This is a genomic window from Peribacillus sp. B2I2, from assembly GCF_041261685.1.
GTDB lineage: Bacteria > Bacillota > Bacilli > Bacillales > DSM-1321 > Peribacillus.
In genome coordinates this window covers 2,270,463-2,291,193 of sequence record NZ_JBGCCB010000001.1, presented here as the reverse complement: position 1 = coordinate 2,291,193, position 20,731 = coordinate 2,270,463, and the positions used below count along the sequence as shown (strand labels likewise).

19 protein-coding genes and 1 pseudogene are annotated in these 20,731 nt (G+C 39.4%); 3 read left to right on the top strand and 17 right to left on the bottom strand.

Annotated features, from left to right (window positions below; genetic code table 11):
* Positions 1–2 precede the first annotated feature (2 nt).
* Together ABIE66_RS11465 and iadA are read left to right on the top strand one after the other, a co-directional pair.
* A complete protein-coding gene (locus ABIE66_RS11465; protein ID WP_289324784.1) occupies positions 3–1,424 on the top strand; it encodes a YfcC family protein in 1,422 nt (473 codons plus the stop codon).
* A 36-nt stretch (positions 1,425–1,460) separates the two neighbouring features.
* Positions 1,461–2,633, top strand: a complete 1,173-nt coding sequence (iadA, locus tag ABIE66_RS11460) for a beta-aspartyl-peptidase (protein WP_370014754.1) — start codon at positions 1,461–1,463, stop codon at positions 2,631–2,633.
* A gap of 26 nt (positions 2,634–2,659) precedes the next feature.
* Here iadA and ABIE66_RS11455 read toward each other — a convergent pair whose 3' ends face one another.
* From ABIE66_RS11455 to ABIE66_RS11415, 9 genes and pseudogenes are all read right to left on the bottom strand, one after another.
* Positions 2,660–2,902 carry a hypothetical protein gene (locus ABIE66_RS11455; protein WP_370014753.1) on the bottom strand — a complete coding sequence of 81 codons (243 nt, stop codon included), beginning with the start codon at positions 2,900–2,902 and terminating at the stop codon, positions 2,660–2,662.
* Positions 2,903–3,626: 724 nt separating this feature from the next.
* Positions 3,627–3,833: an aldo/keto reductase gene (locus tag ABIE66_RS11450; RefSeq protein ID WP_370014752.1), complete on the bottom strand. Its 207-nt coding sequence runs from the start codon at positions 3,831–3,833 to the stop codon at positions 3,627–3,629.
* Positions 3,834–3,920: 87 nt separating this feature from the next.
* Positions 3,921–4,148: pseudogene (locus tag ABIE66_RS11445) on the bottom strand (SDR family oxidoreductase); the annotation flags it as partial.
* Positions 4,149–4,326: 178 nt separating this feature from the next.
* The gene (locus ABIE66_RS11440) at positions 4,327–4,656 is read right to left on the bottom strand and encodes a carboxymuconolactone decarboxylase family protein (protein ID WP_370014751.1); all 330 of its coding nucleotides are present in this window, start codon (positions 4,654–4,656) and stop codon (positions 4,327–4,329) included.
* Between the two features lie 968 nt (positions 4,657–5,624).
* Complete coding sequence (locus ABIE66_RS11435) at positions 5,625–6,617, bottom strand: NAD(P)/FAD-dependent oxidoreductase (protein WP_370014750.1); 993 nt, start codon at positions 6,615–6,617, stop codon at positions 5,625–5,627.
* A gap of 213 nt (positions 6,618–6,830) precedes the next feature.
* Entirely contained in the window at positions 6,831–7,079 is a 249-nt protein-coding gene (locus tag ABIE66_RS11430; protein ID WP_289324780.1) for a ferredoxin, read from the bottom strand.
* A gap of 44 nt (positions 7,080–7,123) precedes the next feature.
* Entirely contained in the window at positions 7,124–7,918 is a 795-nt protein-coding gene (locus ABIE66_RS11425) for an alpha/beta fold hydrolase (RefSeq protein WP_370014748.1), read from the bottom strand.
* An 895-nt stretch (positions 7,919–8,813) separates the two neighbouring features.
* Positions 8,814–9,272, bottom strand: a complete 459-nt coding sequence (locus ABIE66_RS11420) for a DUF2690 domain-containing protein (RefSeq protein WP_370014747.1) — start codon at positions 9,270–9,272, stop codon at positions 8,814–8,816.
* A gap of 399 nt (positions 9,273–9,671) precedes the next feature.
* Positions 9,672–10,232 carry an HPP family protein gene (locus ABIE66_RS11415; protein ID WP_289335564.1) on the bottom strand — a complete coding sequence of 187 codons (561 nt, stop codon included), beginning with the start codon at positions 10,230–10,232 and terminating at the stop codon, positions 9,672–9,674.
* Positions 10,233–10,629: 397 nt separating this feature from the next.
* On the opposite strand from ABIE66_RS11415, the gene ABIE66_RS11410 reads away from it, so the two are divergent.
* Positions 10,630–11,652, top strand: a complete 1,023-nt coding sequence (locus ABIE66_RS11410) for an NAD(P)H-dependent amine dehydrogenase family protein (protein ID WP_370014746.1) — start codon at positions 10,630–10,632, stop codon at positions 11,650–11,652.
* A 369-nt stretch (positions 11,653–12,021) separates the two neighbouring features.
* On the opposite strand, the gene ABIE66_RS11405 is transcribed toward ABIE66_RS11410, so the two are convergent.
* The 8 genes from ABIE66_RS11405 to hutH form a co-directional block, all read right to left on the bottom strand.
* The gene (locus ABIE66_RS11405; RefSeq protein WP_370017027.1) at positions 12,022–12,777 is read right to left on the bottom strand and encodes an IclR family transcriptional regulator; all 756 of its coding nucleotides are present in this window, start codon (positions 12,775–12,777) and stop codon (positions 12,022–12,024) included.
* A gap of 163 nt (positions 12,778–12,940) precedes the next feature.
* Positions 12,941–13,936, bottom strand: a complete 996-nt coding sequence (locus tag ABIE66_RS11400) for a 5-oxoprolinase subunit C family protein (RefSeq protein ID WP_370014745.1) — start codon at positions 13,934–13,936, stop codon at positions 12,941–12,943.
* On the bottom strand, positions 13,933–14,691 hold the full coding sequence (gene pxpB, locus ABIE66_RS11395; RefSeq protein WP_289324774.1) for a 5-oxoprolinase subunit PxpB: 759 nt from the start codon (positions 14,689–14,691) through the stop codon (positions 13,933–13,935). Before pxpB ends, ABIE66_RS11400 begins: the two co-directional genes overlap by 4 nt.
* 22 nt (positions 14,692–14,713) lie before the next feature.
* On the bottom strand, positions 14,714–15,505 hold the full coding sequence (locus tag ABIE66_RS11390; protein ID WP_289324773.1) for a putative hydro-lyase: 792 nt from the start codon (positions 15,503–15,505) through the stop codon (positions 14,714–14,716).
* Positions 15,506–15,595: 90 nt separating this feature from the next.
* Positions 15,596–16,735 carry an NRAMP family divalent metal transporter gene (locus ABIE66_RS11385; RefSeq protein ID WP_370017026.1) on the bottom strand — a complete coding sequence of 380 codons (1,140 nt, stop codon included), beginning with the start codon at positions 16,733–16,735 and terminating at the stop codon, positions 15,596–15,598.
* A 121-nt stretch (positions 16,736–16,856) separates the two neighbouring features.
* Positions 16,857–17,615 carry a 5-oxoprolinase subunit PxpA gene (gene pxpA / locus ABIE66_RS11380; protein ID WP_370014744.1) on the bottom strand — a complete coding sequence of 253 codons (759 nt, stop codon included), beginning with the start codon at positions 17,613–17,615 and terminating at the stop codon, positions 16,857–16,859.
* Positions 17,616–17,943: 328 nt separating this feature from the next.
* A complete protein-coding gene (solA, locus tag ABIE66_RS11375; RefSeq protein ID WP_370014743.1) occupies positions 17,944–19,071 on the bottom strand; it encodes an N-methyl-L-tryptophan oxidase in 1,128 nt (375 codons plus the stop codon).
* A 92-nt stretch (positions 19,072–19,163) separates the two neighbouring features.
* Positions 19,164–20,723 carry a histidine ammonia-lyase gene (gene hutH, locus ABIE66_RS11370; protein WP_370014742.1) on the bottom strand — a complete coding sequence of 520 codons (1,560 nt, stop codon included), beginning with the start codon at positions 20,721–20,723 and terminating at the stop codon, positions 19,164–19,166.
* Positions 20,724–20,731 lie beyond the last annotated feature (8 nt).

The following is a 20,731-nucleotide window of genomic DNA, read 5'->3' as shown; positions in this document are numbered from 1 at the left end:
TGATGAGCCAAATAGAAGAGAAGGTTGTTTCGCTTGGAACAGCGGGAAAAAAAGAGAGAAAAATCAATGTTTTTGTATTGCTGCTCTGCATTCTCGCAATAGCAACTCTATTCACCTACATTTTGCCTGCCGGGGAATATGCACGGATCGAAGCTGATGGAAGGACAACTGTAGATGCCAGTTCTTTTAAATGGATAGACTCTGCACCGGTCGGAATGTTCGATATGATAAAAGCTATTCACACCGGAATGGTGGAAGCCGGAAATATTATCTTTTTCTTATTGATTATCGGAGGATTTTTTGGTGTTTTAAGAGCAACAGGAACGGTTGATGTGCTTATCGCTACAATGGCTCGTAAGTTGGCGACGCGTGAAAAGCTATTGATTCCTGTCGTGATGCTGTTTTTCGCAGTAGGTGGCTCCTTAATGGGGATGGCGGAAGAAACACTTGCATATCTTCCTCTTATCATTCCGTTGGCGTTGGCCCTGGGATTCGATACAATTACAGGAACCGCCATCGTCATAGTGGGGGCATTGTCAGGGTTTACGACTGCCATCATGAATCCATTCACAGTAGGACTTGCGCAAGGAATTGCAGAATTGCCGATGTTCTCGGGCATAGGGTTGCGCCTTATTTTATTTTTCATCGTCTATATTGTTTCTGTTCTTTATATCTATCGTCATGCAATGAAGGTAAAGAAAAATCCTTCTATAGGAATATACGGAAAATATACAAAAGAAGAAGCGAAAAAACTGCTGCAATCAAGTGCAAAGTTAACAGCCAGACACAAGTTCATCTTAGGCGCCTTTTTAATTAACTATATCGTCTTGGCGTTTGGAGTCATCAAGTTCCAATGGTACATGACAGAAATAGCTGCCTTATTCATTGTATTGACAATCGTTATTGGAATCATCGGGAAACTGTCTGCAGATCACATTGTCAACTCCTTTACCAATGGATCTGCAGCCTTGCTCGGCGGCGCTCTGATAATCGGCGTATCACGCGCCATTCTTGTCGTATTGAATGAAGGACATATCGTTGACCCCATGTTGCATCAAGTAGCTGAATCCATCCAGCATATTCCGGCCTATTTAAGCGTTGCCGGCATGTATAGCTTCCAAACCATTATCCATTTCATTTTAGCGTCAGGCACCGGTCATGCGATGCTGACCATGCCAATTATGGTGCCGCTTGCAGACTTATTGGATATTACACGCCAAACTGCAGTGCTGTCTTTCTCTTTTGCGGACGGAATTGGAAATATGATTTTTCCGACCGCTACCACCTTGATGGCGGGCTTGGCAATCGCAGGCATTCCTTGGACAAAATGGGCTAAGTGGATTCTGCCGCTGGTGCTCATTCAATATCTCATCGGATTAATAGCTGTCATCACAGCTCACTTCATCGGATATGGTCCATTCTGATATAGATCACGACTTATTTACAGGAGGAGAAACGCATTGCTTACTTTAATCAAAAATGGCGAGATATACTCACCCAATTACTTAGGACGGAAAGACATATTAATTACAGATGATAAAATCGCATTCATAGATGATAGAATCGAGATTCCTGACAACTTTGCTCCTATTCAAATCATCGATGCGACTAATCTTTTGATTGTTCCGGGCTTTATAGATTCACATGTTCATATTATTGGCGGAGGCGGCGAGGGCGGATTCAAAACCCGCACCCCCGAGCTGATGCTCACGGATATTACAACTTCAGGAATTACTACGCTGGTCGGCTTACTTGGTACGGACGGAACTACACGTAGAATGGAAAGCCTCCTTGCCAAGGCGCGGGCCCTTGAAGAGGAAGGTATTTCCTGTTTCATTCATACAGGCTCCTATCAAGTACCCGTTAAAACATTGACCGGAAAAATCGAAGACGACATTATTCTAATCGACAAAATTATCGGTGTCGGGGAGATTGCCATCTCCGACCATAGATCATCAGAACCCACATTCGAAGAAATTATAAAAATCGCCACAGCGGCACGCAACGGCGGGATTCTATCAGGAAAAGCCGGTATATTGGAAGTTCATGTAGGGGATGGAAATGGAGAGCTTTCATTGTTACATGAAGTCGCAGATAACACCAACATTCCCATACGGCAGCTCCATCCGACACATATTAACCGAAATGAAAAATTATTCAGGGCTGGAATTGATTACGCGAAACGAGGCGGATACGTAGACTTCACTACAAGCACCATTCCTCAGTTTTTAGAAGATGGCGAAGTGAAGTGCAGCATGGCCTTACGCATCATGCTTGAAGAAGGGATTCCAGTCGGACACATCACTTTCTCTTCAGACGGGCAAGCAAGCCTTCCCTTTTTCAACATTCATGGAGAATATGCTGGCCTTCAAGTAGGAAAAGTATCATCCTTATATCACGAAGTCCGTGATTCTGTTTTAGAAGAAGGCATCCCTCTTGAAACGGCACTGAAGGTCATCACCACGAATCCCGCACAAGTGCTGAAGCTTTCAAACAAGGGCAGTATTCAAATCGGGAAGGATGCTGATATCGTATTGTTGCAAAAGGAAACATTATCAATCGCCACTGTAGTGGCGAGAGGAAAAGTTATGGTAGAAAAAGGTGTTCCGTTGATAAAAGGAACATTTGAATGAGGAGACAGGATACCCATTTATCGGAATCACGTCGCCTCACAGTGACTCGAATCCGTAATAGGTATCCATCGCAATGCTGAAAATGGCATGCCACTTGCCAATATGAAACCTGCAGTTCCGACCGATATCGGGTACGCAATCATTCTGGTTACCGAAGAAAAATCATAGCGGGAATGCTGAATGACCCGTCCGTTGCGGATCCGATTCAAGGCGGTGCGGGAAATTCTCGGCAGGAGCAAAGAATCATCTATTGGTAGATTTATGTCCACATCGGGACTAGCATTTCTCCTAGGTCCGTTGCAGGTGCAGGAGTAATAGATAATGAAGATATTTCATTCCGCCATTCCAGGGTAATGTCCACATCAAAAGCAGCAAGGAAAGACTCGAGTTGTTATAAATTTCTTGACCCGATAATGGGTGCTGTTATTGCAGGCTCCGACATAACCCAGACAACCACAAATGTTTAGGTGTCAATGCCATGTTCTGCAGCATACCCATTAAATCGGTCAGCTACAGCGATATTCATTTCATCCAAATAGCGATCAGAATATCGTTTATCTACCACTAACCGTCTTTGCTATGTTCGTTTATCCCCATGTTACCTTTTAAGAAGTCCAGCTCCTAAAGGGCTATAGCTAGAGGATACTCCAACCTGTTCGGAAGCGGGCAGAGGTGAAATTCCGACCTCAGTTTGACGTTTAACCAAGTAAAACATAGGTTGTATTACTTCAAAACGGGCAAAGTGTCCTTTTGTAGAAATCCCTAATGCCTTTATAATTTGCTAAGCAACCCAATTGATTACCCCAGGATAGAGAATTTCCCCTTGTGCTTTTTAAGGTCATCAAGTGGACGATGTTTTTCTTCCATAGGAATATTTTCGTCGAACATATGCACAAAGCGAAAGTCAATGCAATCCGTTTTTAAGCGTTTAAGCTATTTCGAACTTCAAGCATGACGCCGGATAAAAAAATTTGTTGCGAGTACATCTCGCCCCTACAATCGGCCATCATTCCCCCAGTATTTGTTCAGAACGCCCAAGCTATTTACGTTTGCCATATCAAAAAAGTTAATGCCAACTTCCCGACATCGCTTAAACATGGCTTTGGATGTTTCTTCCTCAGCGTTTCCGCCCAAAGACATCGTACCAAAACATAAATTCGTGACTTGAATGCCAGTTTTCCCGACAGTGGGATAATTCAAAGTAACCCCTCCCAATCATTTTTTTAAAACAAATAAAGTATTAAATGTCTATGTTTGCCCCAAAAATTAAAGTGGGGCAAACTCATCATTAATGATGTGACCGGATTTCTGTTCCCTCATTGTAGCCAGAACAACTGCAATGCCATAAAGTACGCCTTTGATGTCCACATTGATCATCATATTCCATTCATCGATTTTCTTCTTAAAAAGGAATGATTGTGGCATCACTCCTGCATTATTCACTAATACATCGATTTTCCCAAACTCATTAAGTGCATACGAAGCCAGTACGTCCATTTGTTCATGCAAAGCCACAAAACCATACAGTGGGATTGGAGAAACTACTGCCAAAGAACTTGCAACTAAAGGGGCAAAGTTGGTGCTAGGTGAAGATCAATCAACGAAATTCCCGTAATAATGACAACTTTACCTTGAATATTAGCCATATTAATTAACATCCTTTCTTAAATAAATGACTTTTAAAATTTCATTGCTATTTTTCTTTCGAAAACAATTCCTTAGCAACCATGATTGCAGACATCGCTTTTGGCCAGCCAGCATAAAAAGCAAGATGGGTAATGACTTCAATAAGTTCTTCTTCAGAAAGACCGTTTTCCTTTGCTTTGTTTAAGTGAAATCCTAGTTGTTGTGTATTTCCACCGGTTATTAAAGTAGATACGGTAATTAAACTACGGTCACGGGGAGAAAGTTCCCCACGCTCCCATATATCCCCAAACAAAACATCATCGTTTAATTGTACAAGCTTGGGAGCAATATCTCCGATCATTTTCTGTGCTGGAGTAGGTTCTATTGAATTTGACATTTAATATCCCTTCTTTCATTTTTTTACTCTTCTATTTTGCCGTAGGTAGTTACATTTGATGCCCAATAAAAATTACATATTGATGCGATATCGCACATTTGTGTATAATTTTAAATAAAAACAGAATGTCTGCAATAATCAAATGCACGGGAAATGTGCCTAATTGCACAATTCGATAAATATTGTGTGATTATTTTTCTGAACTGATGTCTGAAAAAAATTTCGATTAAATTACAAAGGATATTCCCGACATCGCAATTGTTGGCCGAAGAACCCATTTATCATCATCACATGGAAAAATTTAATTAACCGGATAAACTCATTGAAGAGCATATTAATGAACTTTAAACAATTGTGTGAATCTGAAACTGAAATGGATTTTAAAGATGGAAACCTGATTTGGTTTGAATAATTTGTAAGCAATTATTTCTATTTTCGACGATCTTAAAGAGTAAAGGGGCTTCTGCTTTTCGCAGCCCTTCTCTGGAATTTGTCATTGAAGAATTAAAAGGAGATGTGAATATAAACGCAGGAAAAAATTAAGGATTAAATAAAGAGGTTATTCCTAAATTCTTTGGATCAGCTATCGTAGGGGTAGTGGAATCCTACGATAGCTGACCCACCCTAAGTCGTGGCAGAACAAGTAGGGATTTCGTTAGATAGGAACATCTAGTTATTTTCTATTAATAACCTATTCAATACTATTTTTTACTTACGAAGAAACATATTGTGAAGAATCGCTATGGGGGACCTTACTTAAACGACCTAAAAGTCGAATTCCTATCTTTGAAGAAATTCGACTTTTATTTTTGAATGTGTAGCTTTGAATGTAATATTCGTCTTGACGTAGCGTTTATGTAAGCAGGACCTATAATGAAGGCAATTGGACTGATTATTATTTATATAAGCTGTTCCCAATTAGTACCTTCCTATATTAAATTTATTAAATCTTTAAATTCCCTTTCAGGTTAATTAAATAAGGAAGTACTATGCATCGGCTGAACTTTCGCTTTGGGATCAATGTAGGCTTTAGCATTATTGACAGCCGTAGGACCTTCACCAAATCCAGAAGCTATCAATTTAACCTTTCCATCATACGTACAAATATCCCCGGCTGCATAAATGCCTGAAATATTCGTTTCTTGTTTGGAATTGACGATAATTGCATTTTTATTGATGTTTAGACCCCATTCTTTAATCGCGCCAAGAGAAGAGACAAAACCGTAATTAATAATTAAATCATCTACCTCCACCACTTCTTTTTGTTGAGTCTTTGCGTGTTCCAAAACAATTTGAGTAATCTGATCCGACCCTACCAGTTCGGAGGGAATATATGGTGTCTTGACCTCAACAGAGGAATTCACTAATTGTTCTACACTATGTTCATGGGCACGAAATTTATCTCTTCTGTGTATCAATGTTACTTTTTCAGCAATGGGCTCTAACATAAGGGCCCAATCAACTGCAGAATCTCCACCGCCTAGAATCGCAACTTTTCTTCCTTTAAATTGGTTCATATCATTCACGAAATAATGCAAATTCTTATTTTCGAACTGTGTTGAATCTTCCAATTCTAGTTTACGGGGCTGAAAAGCTCCATTCCCAGCAGTAATAATTACTGATTTAGAGAAATGAGTATCGAGGTTCGTAGTGATCTTAAATGTTCCATCAGCTTGCTTTTCCATCTGTTCAACTGTTTCTTCAAGACAAATTGTTGGTTCGAATACTTTCATTTGTTCTTTTAAATTATCTATCAATTCCTGAGCCCTTACTTTTGGAAATCCAGCTATATCATAAATGAACTTTTCGGGGTAAAGAGCCGTGAGCTGTCCTCCCAATTGAGGAAGACTCTCAATGATTTTCACCTTTGCTTGCCTCATTCCCCCATAAAACGCCGTAAACAAGCCAACTGGGCCGCCGCCAATAATTGTTATGTCATAAACCTTCTTTTCTTCTGTCAAATTAATCACTCCTTGTTCTTCATGTTGTTGGTTGATCATACTGAAATTAGACCCATTAAGGGATAGACCTGTACAAGTAACCCTTCCATTTCCCCGTTCCAAAAAATAATAAATGTTGAATTTCCACCCTTTAAACCAAACTAGAGATGTTATCTCCATAGTTAAAAAAATCTATAAATCTATAATTAATTGCAACCATCTTATCTAGAAATGTTATTCAAATTTATTAGGATTACCATCAAAGGACACTTGAGCTATTTTAATAGATTCGGTCGGACATCCTTCTGAAGCATCCAGCATATCCTCCTCGAGTTCATCAGGTATGATTGCTGCCCCATCATTATTATCCAATATAACAAACGCTATACCTTCATCATCGTAATCATAAATCTCCGGAGCTGTAGCACCACATGCTCCGCAAGCAATACAAGTTTCTTTATCCACGATTGTAAATTTAGCCATTTTCACTATCATTCCCCTCTTTAATCTAAGCTTAGCTTTTTTCCTTATTCACTTTTGTTCATAAATTCTAGAATGCTTGAGTTAAACTTCTCTGGATTTTCTTGATAACACAGATGACCGCCTTCTGGAATTATAACTAGCTGGGAGTTCATTAATTTTTCATGAATTGCTTCCGACTCCTTTATAGGAGTTACAGTATCCAACTCACCACAAATAATAAGAACAGGAACATCTATATGAGATAACAAATTCATTTGATTTAGATGATAAAGTGAATATGCTACCGAACGATATCCTGCCGGCCTTACCTGTGTCATAATCTCTTTTACGCGCTTATGGACTTTTTCGGATGCATAGGAAGATAGCAATGCTTGTATCCTTTTTTCCGCTATCTCCCCAGGTGAAAGGTTTTCAATTGAAAATAATCGATTTTTCAATTTCATCTCGTTTTCTTCTGGGGTTAGGGCAGCAGCCCCTCTTGTCGAATCGGCTAATATAAGTTTATTAATCTTATTAGGGTACAGGCTACAGAACTCTATCGCAATTGCTGCTCCCATTGAATGGCCGAGCAGATGGATTTTTTCCAACTTTAGCTGATCAAGCATGCCGTTCAGAATACGCGCAAACTCTTTAAAATTTCTAAATTCTTCTGCCGGATCTGAACTTTTCCCATAACCCGGAGCATCCCATGCAATTACCGTGAAATGTTCCTTTAAATCATGAATTTGTTCCATCCATGACTGAGAATTATTACTCATACCATGCAACAATACTAAAGGTTCTCCATTACCTTCTATTTGATAATGAATACTTAAATCTTCAACTTGTACATAAGGCATGCAATCAGTCCCCCTTATTTGTTTTTGGCAAAGGCAACTCTATAAAACCTTTTTACAGAATCAAGTGTACGGTCTTGTAAGCGAGCTACAAATTCCTTATTCTAAAAGGTTTCTTTTGCCACTTTAAATTTCCTCAATAAAATCAGCCTCATAAACCGCTATCGTTTTACATATAAAACAGTGTTTTTCTATATAAACAATTCTAAAATGTAATCGCTTTATTGTCAATGTAAGTTATAAAAAAGATAAGTGTTTTGGTTTTAACACTCTGTTTTTATAGTCAACAAAACTTGTAACATGTTATAACCCCCTTTCAATACTTTTGAATGCGCTTTCATTATTAGTGATAAGATAATGCCTCGTATACTATTAAACTTATCCAACTCCCCTTACAAAATAAATAGCAGCAACTTTATGTTTTATATAAAAAACATCGTTACCAATATTTAATGTTATATTGAATTTTCTAAATAGTCAATATTATTCAGATAATATTTTTCCAATAAAAAAATAGTTTTAAATAAAAAAAACAAAAAAAGTATTGTTTCGTTGACAACAACACGAAACAATACCGTCTTCACCATTATTGATTATGGATTCTAAGATCGCATCAACACTACTCGGCAAGGAGTAACCGGATTTACAACCATCCATACAACTCGTGATCGCAAAAAATAAAAACGTGCCTATTTGTGGACACGTTTTTCATATGAAGGAAGGAGAATAGTTCCTTCCTGTATTTTAATTCGCATATAAGCATTGGTCGCTTAATGTATCTCCATTACCGTAAATATAGGCTTTAGAGCCGGACGTCGTACTTCTATTTGATTCTGAGACCCATGTTTCCGCCTGCTCCATATGTTTCATTGCATTTCTTCTTAATATAACCTACTAATTAACGACCGGTGTTCGCAGAAATAATTAGAGCCCCAGTTGAAGAATAAATACCTGCTTTGGCCAAAGCATTATACGGATCTAAATTCCATAATTGTGAAGTATAACAGGACGTCTGACCTTTCATTATCCAACCGTTTCCACCGGAACTAGCACAACTTGTATATGCTCTCTTAGTCGTGCCATTAAAACTATCAACCCAAACATTTGCATAATAATCGTACGGAGCAGCCGAATAAAACTTTAAGTATCCCCAAGCCGTATGACAATACGCACTTCCTTTTAGCTGTACATATCCAATTTTCACACCGTTTTTGTAGATATATTCTGTTTCATAGGTGATTGGACTTTTATTCGCACAGCCTGTCGAATAAGGATTTGTATTATCATAGGACAGGGCATATGCTTTATTCATGGGTGCAATCGCAAAAAACAGTCCAAAGACAAGAGTTACTACCATCCCAATATTTAATAATTTTTTAATAAAAACCTCTCTCCTTTACTTCTTCTAGACTTTACCATACAATAATTGGAACTTCCATGCACTCTGGAATCATTTACCATCTGTATAAATATTACCATTTTTCGGCTAACTACGAAGTTAACGGATAATCCCACATGCCCATCATGGATATGGCGGCTTCTGCTAATAGTAAAAAAAATCCGACCTATATTGGTCGGATTTTTTTTTATTTAATTTAAGTATAATCAATGTTTTTAAGTTTTTTATAACTTCCAGTTGTATTTTCCCCAAGACAGGTCCTTTCGGAAACTCCTTGCCAAAATACACCCTCACTTCCCGATTTATATATAATTATATATTTCTAATCATCTAAATAATACAGACCATATTAGTTTCTCATAACCAGTGTTTTGGATATTGTCTAGTTTGAAATAAGTTATTATAAATCATCGATATTAAAACTAATAATATGGTACCTATTACAATCGATAGAAGGAATCCCCACCCAGCTTGAGAATTGACAGCCACAAGGGCACTTGCTGCTGCGGGAGGATGTACAGTTTTTGTAAGGGTCATTATAATTAATACTATAGCTAACACTAGACCGATAATGAATAGGCTCTTGCCAAATATGCTCCAAATAATAAGTGCTGAAGTTGTCGAGATTATATGTCCTCCAATAACATTACGAGGTTGGGACAAGAGACTATTATGGGCACCAAAAACAATTACACAGCTGGCCCCAAGCGGAGCTAATGCCATAGGATATCCTAAATAGACAGCTATGAAACTAATAATGATAATTGTAATGAGCCCACCTATAGCTGAAATAAACGAATCAATATAATCAATATTATCTTTTGATCTAGCTTCACCCTTCATTTTCTTTAAATACGCTGTTAAACCTATGTTTGGTTGATTACTCCATCTTTTCTCAAGGCTTTTTTCAAAATCCATAATTTATGTTTTCCTCAAGCTTTCTATGTAATTTGATACGTTCCGAAGTTTTTATCTATAAAGTTATCTTACATGAAAACAAGGAATGTTTAAATATATCTCTGAATTTTAATTTTTAGGGATTAATTCTTTACTTTGCTCGGTTAGAATACCGACACGCCTTGGAATGGTTGTTTTGCTTCAATCCCTTGCAACCGATAGCCACTTCGTTCAGCACAAAAAGTTGGGACTTTTCTTAATAAAACCTTTTGAAGCCTCTTTTACATACATCCGCCCATTCATTACTGTCATTCCTTTTATAACGATAATTTATAAATATATAAAAATTAACTATTTTTATTATTTATCTATCAATGTTAGCCTTTTCTTATACGTTATTTGAAAGGATGAGAGATGAATGGCTAAACAATATTCTAAATTTACAGTATTCGGACTCGGCCCCATTGGTATTGAAATTCTACGCAGCGCTTATCAAACCAATCCACAATCGATTATCGGCGTTGTCGATATTGATCCCGATAAGGTAGGTAAGGATATTGGTTTACTCATCAATGAAAAAGAAACGAACAAGTGTGTAGTAACCCACATACAGGAAGTGAATTCTGCAGCTGACCACCCTATTGCCCTTCATGCAACCGGTTCAAACGCACAAAAAGTATGGCCACAAATCAAAGAGCTTTTAGATCATGGTTTTTCAGTTGTTTCCACCTGTGAGCAGCTTTCTTTCCCTTGGCATCGCTACCCTGTACTTGCAAAGGAAATAGATGATTACGCTAAAGCAAAAGGACTTAGTGTCATTGGAACCGGAATCAATCCAGGCTACATAATGGATACTATGGCCATTTCTTTTTCAACAATATTGACGACGGTTAACAAAATCAGGGTCAATCGTAAAGTGGATGTATCCAAAAGGCGCCTTCCCCTACAAAAAAAAGTCGGAATCGGTATGACCAAAGAAGAGTTTGAATTTTTAGCTAAACAGGATAAAATTGGTCATGTAGGACTTGAGGAGTCTGTAAGATTGATCGCTTATGGGCTCAATTGGAAACTTTCAAGCGTAATCAATATAATAGAACCAACGATTGCAAGTGAAAATATTACCGTTCCCCTAACTACATTAAAACCTGGGGATGTTAAGGGGCTCCATCAAATTTCCACGGGCAAGACAACGGACGGAAAGGAAATTTCACTGGATTTAACGATGTCTGCAGGTATTAAGCAAGAAGATGAAATCGTTATTGAGGGGAACGAAACCCAGAGATTGATTGTCCCAAACGGCATTTTTGGCGATACCGCAACCGCAGCAATGATTATCAATACCGCAAAGCAAATTGATTCCCTCCGTAAACCAGGTTTACTTACAATGGCTGACATCGGCGTGCCGAGAAATATAAATCAATCAGATTTTGTGCGTATTTAGGGGCTAACTAACGATTATCCAATTAAGTGAAACCAGATTCCAAAGCTTGATTTAGCGATATTAGCAAAGGTGAACCATCTCGGATGGTTCACCTTTGCGTCTTGGTCAGTTAAATTTCACTTCCCTATGTTCATGAAATGGTTGATGATAAGCCCCTCCTAATAAAGCTGCTATCATTACACCGTTACTACTGAGTATGCCAAAATGACAAAAAAACCACCATAACCGGTGGCTTTGCAGATTATTCCTTTTTTTAAAACCGGGGACCCCTACTTTTTTGTCTACTATCATATGTAAGTCATCCTAATTAAGTAAACTAATCGATTTCGTAAATGATGATAGTTTGGAAAAAATCATTTTCTATTTTCCTTAATGAACTTGAGAACCAAGTTTCATGGAAATTGCCTTGGCAGCATTCGTTACTTTGTCAATCAATTCAGGCAGGCGATCTTCCTGAAACCTTGCTTCAATACCGGCCACACTAATACCAGCTACTATTTGACCTTTGCCATTGAGTATCGGTGCACTCACCGCTTTTGTATAATCTTCAAGTTCTGATGAAGTTATCGTGTAACCATTCATTCTAGCTTCATCCAAAGCATGACGGAGTTTAGTTTTATCCGTTATCGTTCCCATGGCGATTGGTTTTAATTGAATACTTTCCAAATAATTTTCACGCTCTTCTTCAGGCAAATTCGCTAGGATGATTCGAGAGTCGCCAGCGTACAATGGCGATCGCCTTCCAATAGATGTATAAAGACGAACAGGATGCAGGGTGTCCACCTTTTCGATGTACATCGCTTCATCCTTATCCCTCACAATTAAATTCACTGCTTCTTCAACATCATCCCGAAGATCTTTCATGATGGGATAAGCGATTGACCTGATATCCAAACGCTCCCCTACCAGTTGACCAAATTGCAAGAATATCAGTCCAAGTGAATAATGGCCATCATCGTCCTTTTTTAAAAATCCCATTTCTTCCAATGATCCCACCATACGGTGTAACGAGGTTTTCGGCAAATGGGAAAGTTCCATCATTTCATTAAAGGTCAGTTTCGGATGATTTATGAAAAGGGTTAGGATTTGCATGGATTTCACAACCGTTTTGTTATGTGCCTGCATGATTTCTCCTTTCATGATACATTTTTTCCTTAACTATCATTCTATTATAAAACATGGAAGAAAGGATGTATTGACCTACGGTAAATTATATATTTAAGGGGAACAAAAAAAGAAAGCACTCTAAAGAGTACTTTCTCATCGTTGGCGTTTTTTGCCGGAGGAATTATATAGCAAGCCATTTTTTCAGGGCTAATGAAATCGAAACCTTCAATTCATTGAATTGTCGTTCTTTTTGAAGGAAAAGCCGTTCAGCCTCTTTTAAGTTCACCCGTGAGAATTGAATGGATTCCCCTGGCCTAACCTGAGCGATCAATGGTAAATCTGCCGTAATCACCTGAGCGATTTTAGGATATCCTCCCGTTGTTTGGCTATCGGCAAGGAGAATGATCGGGTTTCCATCCGGAGGAACCTGAACCGATCCATTCGTGACCGCTTCAGATAATAACTCCCCATTATCCTGTAACTCAAGTGTCGGGCCTGATATTCTATATCCCATGCGGTCGGATTGATTAGAAACTTTAAATGAACCCTCTACAAAACTATCTTTACTTGATTCCGTGAAATAATCATATTGGCTTCCATCGATGAAATGGATGAGAGGTTTTCCCCCTGGCAAGAACTCTTTATCATTGACAAACCACTTTGGGTAGGAAAATGGACCTTTGAACTCCCGATCACCAAGGATTTTGGAAGGTTCATTAAACTCCAAGACATCGTCAGCCTTTAATGCCCTCCCTTTATAGCCTCCAATCCCAGCCCTTAGATATGTGCTTTTACTGTTCATCACTTCAGAAATCGCATAGCCCCCCGCAACTGTTAAGTACGCCCTGCAACCTGATTTACACCCTTCAAATCGAAGAATCGATCCCTCTTTTACATAAATAGGCTTCCACATCGGTACAACCTTACTATCAATTGTTGGTGTTAAATTCCCACCCGTTATCGAAATCAGGCAATTTTTCTCCACTTTAATGGTCGGACCCATTAAGGTGATTTCCAAGGCCGCCTCTCCTTCTTCATTGCCTACCAACATATTGGCAATTCGTAAAGAATAGCCATCCATCGCCCCACTTACAATCACCCCATGTTGTTGAAATCCTTTTCTTCCAAGATCCTGTATACTTGTCAATAATCCCGGTTTGATTACTCGCAGGCTCAATGTTCCCCCTCCTTACGAATCATATCTTTATATTCTTGAACAGAAATCGGATGGAATTTAACAATGTCCCCTGCTTGTAATAGACTGGGTGGATTTACATTTGGTAAGAATAGTTTGGTTGGCGTTTGTCCGATTAATTGCCATCCACCGGGTGTTGATATTGGATATACACCCGTTTGCATACCAGCGATTCCTACTGCCCCAGCCGGAATTGTCATCCGGGGAGAAGAACGCCTAGGCGTCGCGATGTCTTTTGATAGTCCGCCAAGAAACGGGAAACCAGGCGCAAATCCAATCATATAGGCCAAATACTCTCCGGTTGAATGAATATGAACGACTTCATCAGTAGTCAATTTATTATAACGGGCTACATATTCCAAATCCGGACCGTATTCTTTCCCATAACACACAGGAATGGAAACCGTTCGATGTGAGAGTTTTTTATCTTCTTTTATTTCCTGTAATTTCAATTCCAAGATGGAACGGACCACTTCATAGGGGGAAATGTTTTCAGTTTCACTGTTTTGTTTTCGATCCTTATAGATAACTAGCGGATCATAAAAAACCGTCAAATTAGTAAAAGCCGGCACACATTCTATAAATCCTGGAAAGGGTTCTTCTGCCAGCGAATCCATAAACAATTTAATGTTTTTGTGAATGCTGTATTCCATTCCATTCCCGAATGTAATCACGATTGCGGAATCGCCCAATGGAGAAAGTGTACAAGCAGATTTATTCAAAAGCTTTTCCGGCATAGGACTCATCTCTTTCCGTCAGTTATAAAACTCCTAATTTTTCATCACGAATGTCAGTTATGAACATATGTCCAGGTGCATGCGTGATCATGATCTCCGGTTTGGTCTCCATAGCAATGGATTGAGGCGTTACGCCACATGCCCAAAAGACCGGGACTTCCCCATCACGAATCGTTACTGGATCACCAAAATCCGGATGCTGAATGCTGGAAATACCGATTGCTTCAGGGTCACCAATATGAATCGGAGCCCCATGAACTGCAGGAAACCGCGATGTCACTTGAGCTGCCCTCACCACATCCTTTTGTGGAATCGGCCTCATGCTAGCTACCATTTTCCCATGGAAAATCCCTGCTTCAATACACGGAATATTGGTTTTATACATAGGTACATTGCATCCCTCTTCAATATGCCGAATCGATATATCATTATTTAAAAGGGCGTGTTCGAAGGTAAAGCTGCACCCGATTAAAAATCCAACCATATCGTCTTCCCAATAGTTTGAAATATCCGTTACTTCTTCCACTAATTCTCCATATTTATATACCCTATATTTAGGAATATCTGTGCGTATATCCCCAGACTTTGCTGCAAATGCGGGAATGGGTGAACCAATTTCCGTTACGTCAAGCAATGGACAGGATTTAGGGTTGCGCTGACAGAATAATAAAAAATCAAAAGCATGCTCTTTTTTTAAGATGGCTAAGTTCGCTTGTGCATAACCGTTAGCCATTCCAGCAGTCGGTTTTACCAATTCGGTGTTTCGAATCATTGAACGCAACTCAGCCGGGGTAGCCTGAGAAAGATCGATCATTATTTTTCATCTCCTATTAAGAACTGGCAGTCAGTGACAAACTGGCACGCCACTTCCATCTGTATTTATTGGATTTTCACTCATTAATCATTAAAAAAGTGCGGGCAGTTGTTTCACTAATGTATACACGCCCATTAACGACATGATGACTACCACGAATACACCGGAAATCGTTAACCATAAAGGATGCTTATATTCACCCACGATGTTTTTCTTATATGCGGCAATTAGCAATGTACCAAGGGCAATTGGTAAAATTAGTCCATTAATGGCTCCAACTACAAGCAGTACTTTAACCGGTTGACCAATCAATAGAAAACAAATGGTCGATACGACAATAAATCCAACGATTATCCAGTTAGCATTATTATTTATCTTTTCGCTGAATGTTCTGATAAACGAAACGGAAGTATATGCGGCTCCAACCACTGATGTGATTGCGGCAGCCCACATAACGATCCCGAAGATTTTATATCCTACATTCCCAGCTGCAAGTTGAAAAACGGATGCTGCAGGATTATCGGGATCAATTGATAAACCTTTCGATACAACACCCAGCACTGCTAGAAATAACGCTACACGCATGACCGTGGTGATCAAGATGCCCACTACCGAACTCTTGGTTACTTCGGGTAATGCACCAACACCTTTCACGCCTGCATCCAAGAGACGGTGTCCCCCTGCGAATGTTATGTAACCGCCTACAGACCCTCCCACTAATGTAACGATTGCGATAATATCGATTTTATCAGGTGCAAAAGTCCTCACTACCGCTTCCCCGACTGGAGGAGAGGTTGTCCAAGCAACGTAAATCATCAAACAAATCATGAAAAACCCGGCAATTTGCGTAAAGCGGTCCATGGCTTTTCCCGCTTCTTTCACTAAAAAAATCAATACGGCGATGACTGCGCTTATTGCCGCCCCGGCCGTTGGGGAGATTCCCGTCATCGCATTCAGACCTAATCCAGCTCCTGCGATATTTCCAATATTAAATGCCAGCCCGCCCATAACAATCAGTGCGGCAAGTACATAACCCAGCCCTGGAAGGACCATGTTTGCAATTTCTTGACCCCGTTTTTCGGACACAGCAATAATTCGCCATACATTTGTTTGGGCAAATATATCAAGAATGACCGAAATAAGAATAACGAATCCGAAACTTGCTGCAAGACTTTGGGTATAAACGGTTGTTTGCATTAAAAAACCAGGTCCTATTGCCGATGTTGCCATTAGGAATGCTGCACCTAACAATAAAGTACGGTTTGTTTTTGGCTTAGTCGGATTCTTTTCCTGTGCTGCAGTATTTTTGATTGGCTCCAATGGAATCTACCTCCTGAATGTATTGGTTTTTTCAAGAAAAGGACTTGATTGTTATTTCAGATAATTGCAAGGATTTTTTCACATGCCGAGCAAAGGTTAAAGCATGTGCCCCATCCCCGTGAATGCAAATGGTATCTGCTCTTAAAGCCACATCTGAACCTTGTTGAGACAAAACCTTCCCTTCCTTCACCATGCGAATGACTTGTGCAACGGCATCATCATCATTTTCGATCAAGGCATCCTTCTCCAATCGGGAAGTCAATGAACCATCTTGTTGATAGGTACGATCAGCAAATACTTCACTGCCCGTTCGCAATCCGATAGCCTGTCCGGCACGGATTAATTCACTGCCCGACAAACCAAATAAGATTAGCTCAGGATTCACTTTATATACCGCTTCAGCGATGGCCAAGGATAACTCTTTGTTTTTTGCGGCCATATTGTACAAAGCCCCATGCGGTTTCACATGCTGCATACTTCCGCCTTCTGATTGCAGGAAGCCATTTAATGCACCAATTTGATAGACTACAATATCATAAGCTTCCTGTGGTGAAATATTCATATTGCGTCTGCCAAAACCTATTAAATCCTGGAAACCTGGGTGGGCCCCGATCTTGACATCTTTCCCTAAAGCAAGCTGAACCGTTTTTCTCATGACTGAAGGATCACCGGCGTGGAATCCACAAGCTACATTAACTGATGTTACATAATCTAAAATCTCTTGATCATTACCAATGCGGTATGCGCCGAAACTTTCTCCTAAATCACAATTCAAATCAACCGTTTTCATACTACCCTCTCCTTTAATGACGGAAATTTCAGTAAATAACCCAGATAAATATGTAAGTACTCTTTATTCACTCAATTTAACAATACCGAATTTCGGAATTAGAGTTTCATATTTCGGAATATTATAATTCTAGCATGTTTTAAATATTTCGACAATACCTCGTTAGATAATCTAACATTAATTCAAATTCAGTCTCTAAATGGTAGAATATTAAGTGATAATAAAAAAAAAAAACCGTTGTTTCCTGTTATAAGGAATCAACGGCTTTTTTTAAGTTTAAAGCGTGGCGCATAAAAGGTTGTTCAATCTAAAGGTGATAGGATTCATTTCATTTAAATCGATTAATAGAAAACAATGAAATATCTTCCTTGCTTGTACCGGAGTTAATCAAGTCACTCAAAATTTCTCCCATGACACTGCTGAATTTAAACCCGTGACCAGAAAAACCTGCTGCTATAGCAATGTGTGGGTAATAAGGATGTTTATCCACTATAAAATGCTCATCAGGGGTCATGGTGTAGATGCAAGTTTTCCCATATTTCATTTTTTGATCAGTAGGCATATATTTCCGTAAAAACTTCATCAAATCTCCCTCATCTTCATCCAATTCACCAAAACCCTCAATACAGCCATCAGGATTTATACGGTTTCCTCCATCATGTCTCCCTATTTTCAATCCAGAACCATTTATACTAGGAAAGCCATAGTATGTACCCACTGAAGTATCAAAAGTAAAAGCTGGAAAATCATTATGATTATATAATTTCTCATTTGCATGAAACCAGGCAAATGTTTTTCTAATAGGTTCTAACGGCAGATTTAAATCTAACATCGCCAGTATTTTCGGGGCCCATGCCCCAACTGCAACCACTAAAGATTCTGAGTGGAATGTCTGTTCATCCGTTTTAATCGTGACCCCATTGCCATGAACAACTATCTTCCTTACCTCACTGTTTACAATGATGTCGGCACCATGGGATTTCGCAAGTTGTTGATACGCTCTTAAGCACTCTTCACTTTTCAACACGCCCGAAGTCGATTCAAAACACCCAATGTAGTCTTCTGGCAGTGTTATTCCAGGCCATCTATCATGAATTTCATGTGAATCCAAGATTTTCATAGGTAAACCATATTCCTTTGACCCCGCTTTCACTTGTTTAATGAAATCCGAATTTTCGCTTCCGGCATTCAGGACCCCTGTTGGAAGAAATAATTGTTTCCCCCAATCTCTTTCCAATTCACCCCATAGCTTTTGGGATTTAAGTGCCAAAGAAATATACTCCCTGCCTTCACCATAAGCATGTCTAATAATTCTTGTTTCCCCGTGATGGCTGCCCTTATTATGGGGAGGAGCAAAGGAATCTATTAATAATACTTTTTGTCCACTTTTTGATAGATAATAACCTGAAGACATACCCATAGATCCAGCTCCAATTACAATTACATCATAGTGCATCTTACATCCCTCCTCCTTTAAATATGAGCCTTCATATAAAAAAAAGGAAGCCATTACCTTATTAAATAAAGTAAAACAGCTTCCACATGGTTTTAGAACTCTATTTCCCCGATCGCCATTTCAACGAGCTTCACTATTTCACCTTCATGAATTTGCCTATGAATCGCTTCAATGTCAGGATGGAAAAAGCGATCTTCTTCAACCATCGGCACTTCGCTCCGAACTAAATGATATACCGCCTCCGTAGCCGGTGACGGTTTCAAGGGTAGATGAAAATCCATCGCTTGCGTTGCCGTCATCAGTTCAATGGCTAAAATATATTCAAGTTTCTTCGAAATCTGATAGGCTTTCTTCGAAGCGAAATAGGCAAAACTTATCACGTCTTCTTGATTTGCGCATGTAGGGATATTATCTATTGTGGCTGGATGCGAGAGCACCCTGATTTCATTTAATAGCCCGGCAGCTGTATATTGTGGAATCATGTAGCCACTATTTAAACCTGGATTAACCACTAAGAAATTAGGTAATTCACTAAGGTGATGGTTTACAAGGCGATCTATTCTGCGTTCTGTTATTTTTGCTAAGTTTGCTAACGCTATGGATATCGTATCCGCGTAAATCCCAACAAATGAACCATCAAAATTCCCAGCCATTAATGCAATTCCATCTTCCTCTTCCGGAAAAATCAGAGGATTGTCACTTACAGAATTCATTTCATTCCCAATCGAAACAGCAGCGTCTTTCAATACTCTTTTTATGGCTCCATGGACTTGTGGAATGCATCGTAAACTAAGTGCATCTTGTAATCTATGTTCCTTGTAAGTATCAATGATTTGGCTGCCTTCAAGAATCCTTGTAACATTTCTGGCTGTCATAGCCTGTTCTTCATGTTTTTTCAATGCGTGGGGACGAGGATCAAATGCTTTTATTGTTCCTTTTAGCACTTCTAAGGACATAGCTCCCGTAATGTCAGCGGTTTTCGCTGCTTGAATGCTATTGTATAAAGCCAGGACAGCCATCGCAGTGACGGAAGTAGTCCCGCTTGTAAGTGCCAGTCCTTCTTTACACCCAAGCGTAACTGGCTTCAATCCAGATTGTGCTAATGCATCCTTTCCCGGGAGAAGCTCATCGTTGTACCACGCCCGTCCCTCCCCGATCACCAATAAGGCCATGTGTGCTTCAGGAGACAGATACCCTACTGACCCCTCACCTGGAACATAGGGAAGTATATCGTGATTTAACAGTGAAGCGATTAGTTTTAAAACTTGTAAACGGACTCCTGAATAACCTTGGCCTAAATTCACGAGTATCATCAATTGAATGGCTCTTACTACTTCTTTTTCAAGAGTTTCCCCAACAGAAACAGCATGTGAACGAACAATATTCCGTTGAAGGGTTTCTGCGTCCTGTGGAGAAATCACCTCCGTCATATTACTGCCAAACCCTGTCGTTACGCCGTAAATCAATCGATTTTCATCTAAAAACTTATCTATTAGGCTACGGGATTTATCCACCCTATCACAATATGCCTCGGTGAAAGTAACTTTCGCACCATATCTTGCAACCGCAATTACCTCTTGGATTGAGATGGCATCATCGCCCAGTACAACCTCTTTAATATCCATAGGGTGTAAACAATCGGCTGTTGTCATCCTTACAC

Bases quoted from the DNA above. Each gene is read 5' to 3' on its own strand.
- ABIE66_RS11430 (WP_289324780.1), bottom strand. From the start codon at position 7,079: ATGGCTAAATTTACAATCGTGGATAAAGAAACTTGTATTGCTTGCGGA.
- ABIE66_RS11465 (WP_289324784.1), top strand. From the start codon at position 3: ATGAGCCAAATAGAAGAGAAGGTTGTTTCGCTTGGAACAGCGGGAAAA.
- pxpA (WP_370014744.1), bottom strand. From the start codon at position 17,615: ATGAAAACGGTTGATTTGAATTGTGATTTAGGAGAAAGTTTCGGCGCA.
- hutH (WP_370014742.1), bottom strand. From the start codon at position 20,723: ATGACAACAGCCGATTGTTTACACCCTATGGATATTAAAGAGGTTGTA.
- ABIE66_RS11425 (WP_370014748.1), bottom strand. From the start codon at position 7,918: ATGCCTTATGTACAAGTTGAAGATTTAAGTATTCATTATCAAATAGAA.
- solA (WP_370014743.1), bottom strand. From the start codon at position 19,071: ATGCACTATGATGTAATTGTAATTGGAGCTGGATCTATGGGTATGTCT.
- ABIE66_RS11390 (WP_289324773.1), bottom strand. From the start codon at position 15,505: ATGATCGATCTTTCTCAGGCTACCCCGGCTGAGTTGCGTTCAATGATT.
- ABIE66_RS11405 (WP_370017027.1), bottom strand. From the start codon at position 12,777: ATGCAGGCACATAACAAAACGGTTGTGAAATCCATGCAAATCCTAACC.
- ABIE66_RS11410 (WP_370014746.1), top strand. From the start codon at position 10,630: ATGGCTAAACAATATTCTAAATTTACAGTATTCGGACTCGGCCCCATT.
- ABIE66_RS11415 (WP_289335564.1), bottom strand. From the start codon at position 10,232: ATGGATTTTGAAAAAAGCCTTGAGAAAAGATGGAGTAATCAACCAAAC.
- ABIE66_RS11385 (WP_370017026.1), bottom strand. From the start codon at position 16,735: ATGGCAACATCGGCAATAGGACCTGGTTTTTTAATGCAAACAACCGTT.
- ABIE66_RS11420 (WP_370014747.1), bottom strand. From the start codon at position 9,272: ATGGTAGTAACTCTTGTCTTTGGACTGTTTTTTGCGATTGCACCCATG.
- pxpB (WP_289324774.1), bottom strand. From the start codon at position 14,691: ATGCCGGAAAAGCTTTTGAATAAATCTGCTTGTACACTTTCTCCATTG.
- ABIE66_RS11440 (WP_370014751.1), bottom strand. From the start codon at position 4,656: ATGTCAAATTCAATAGAACCTACTCCAGCACAGAAAATGATCGGAGAT.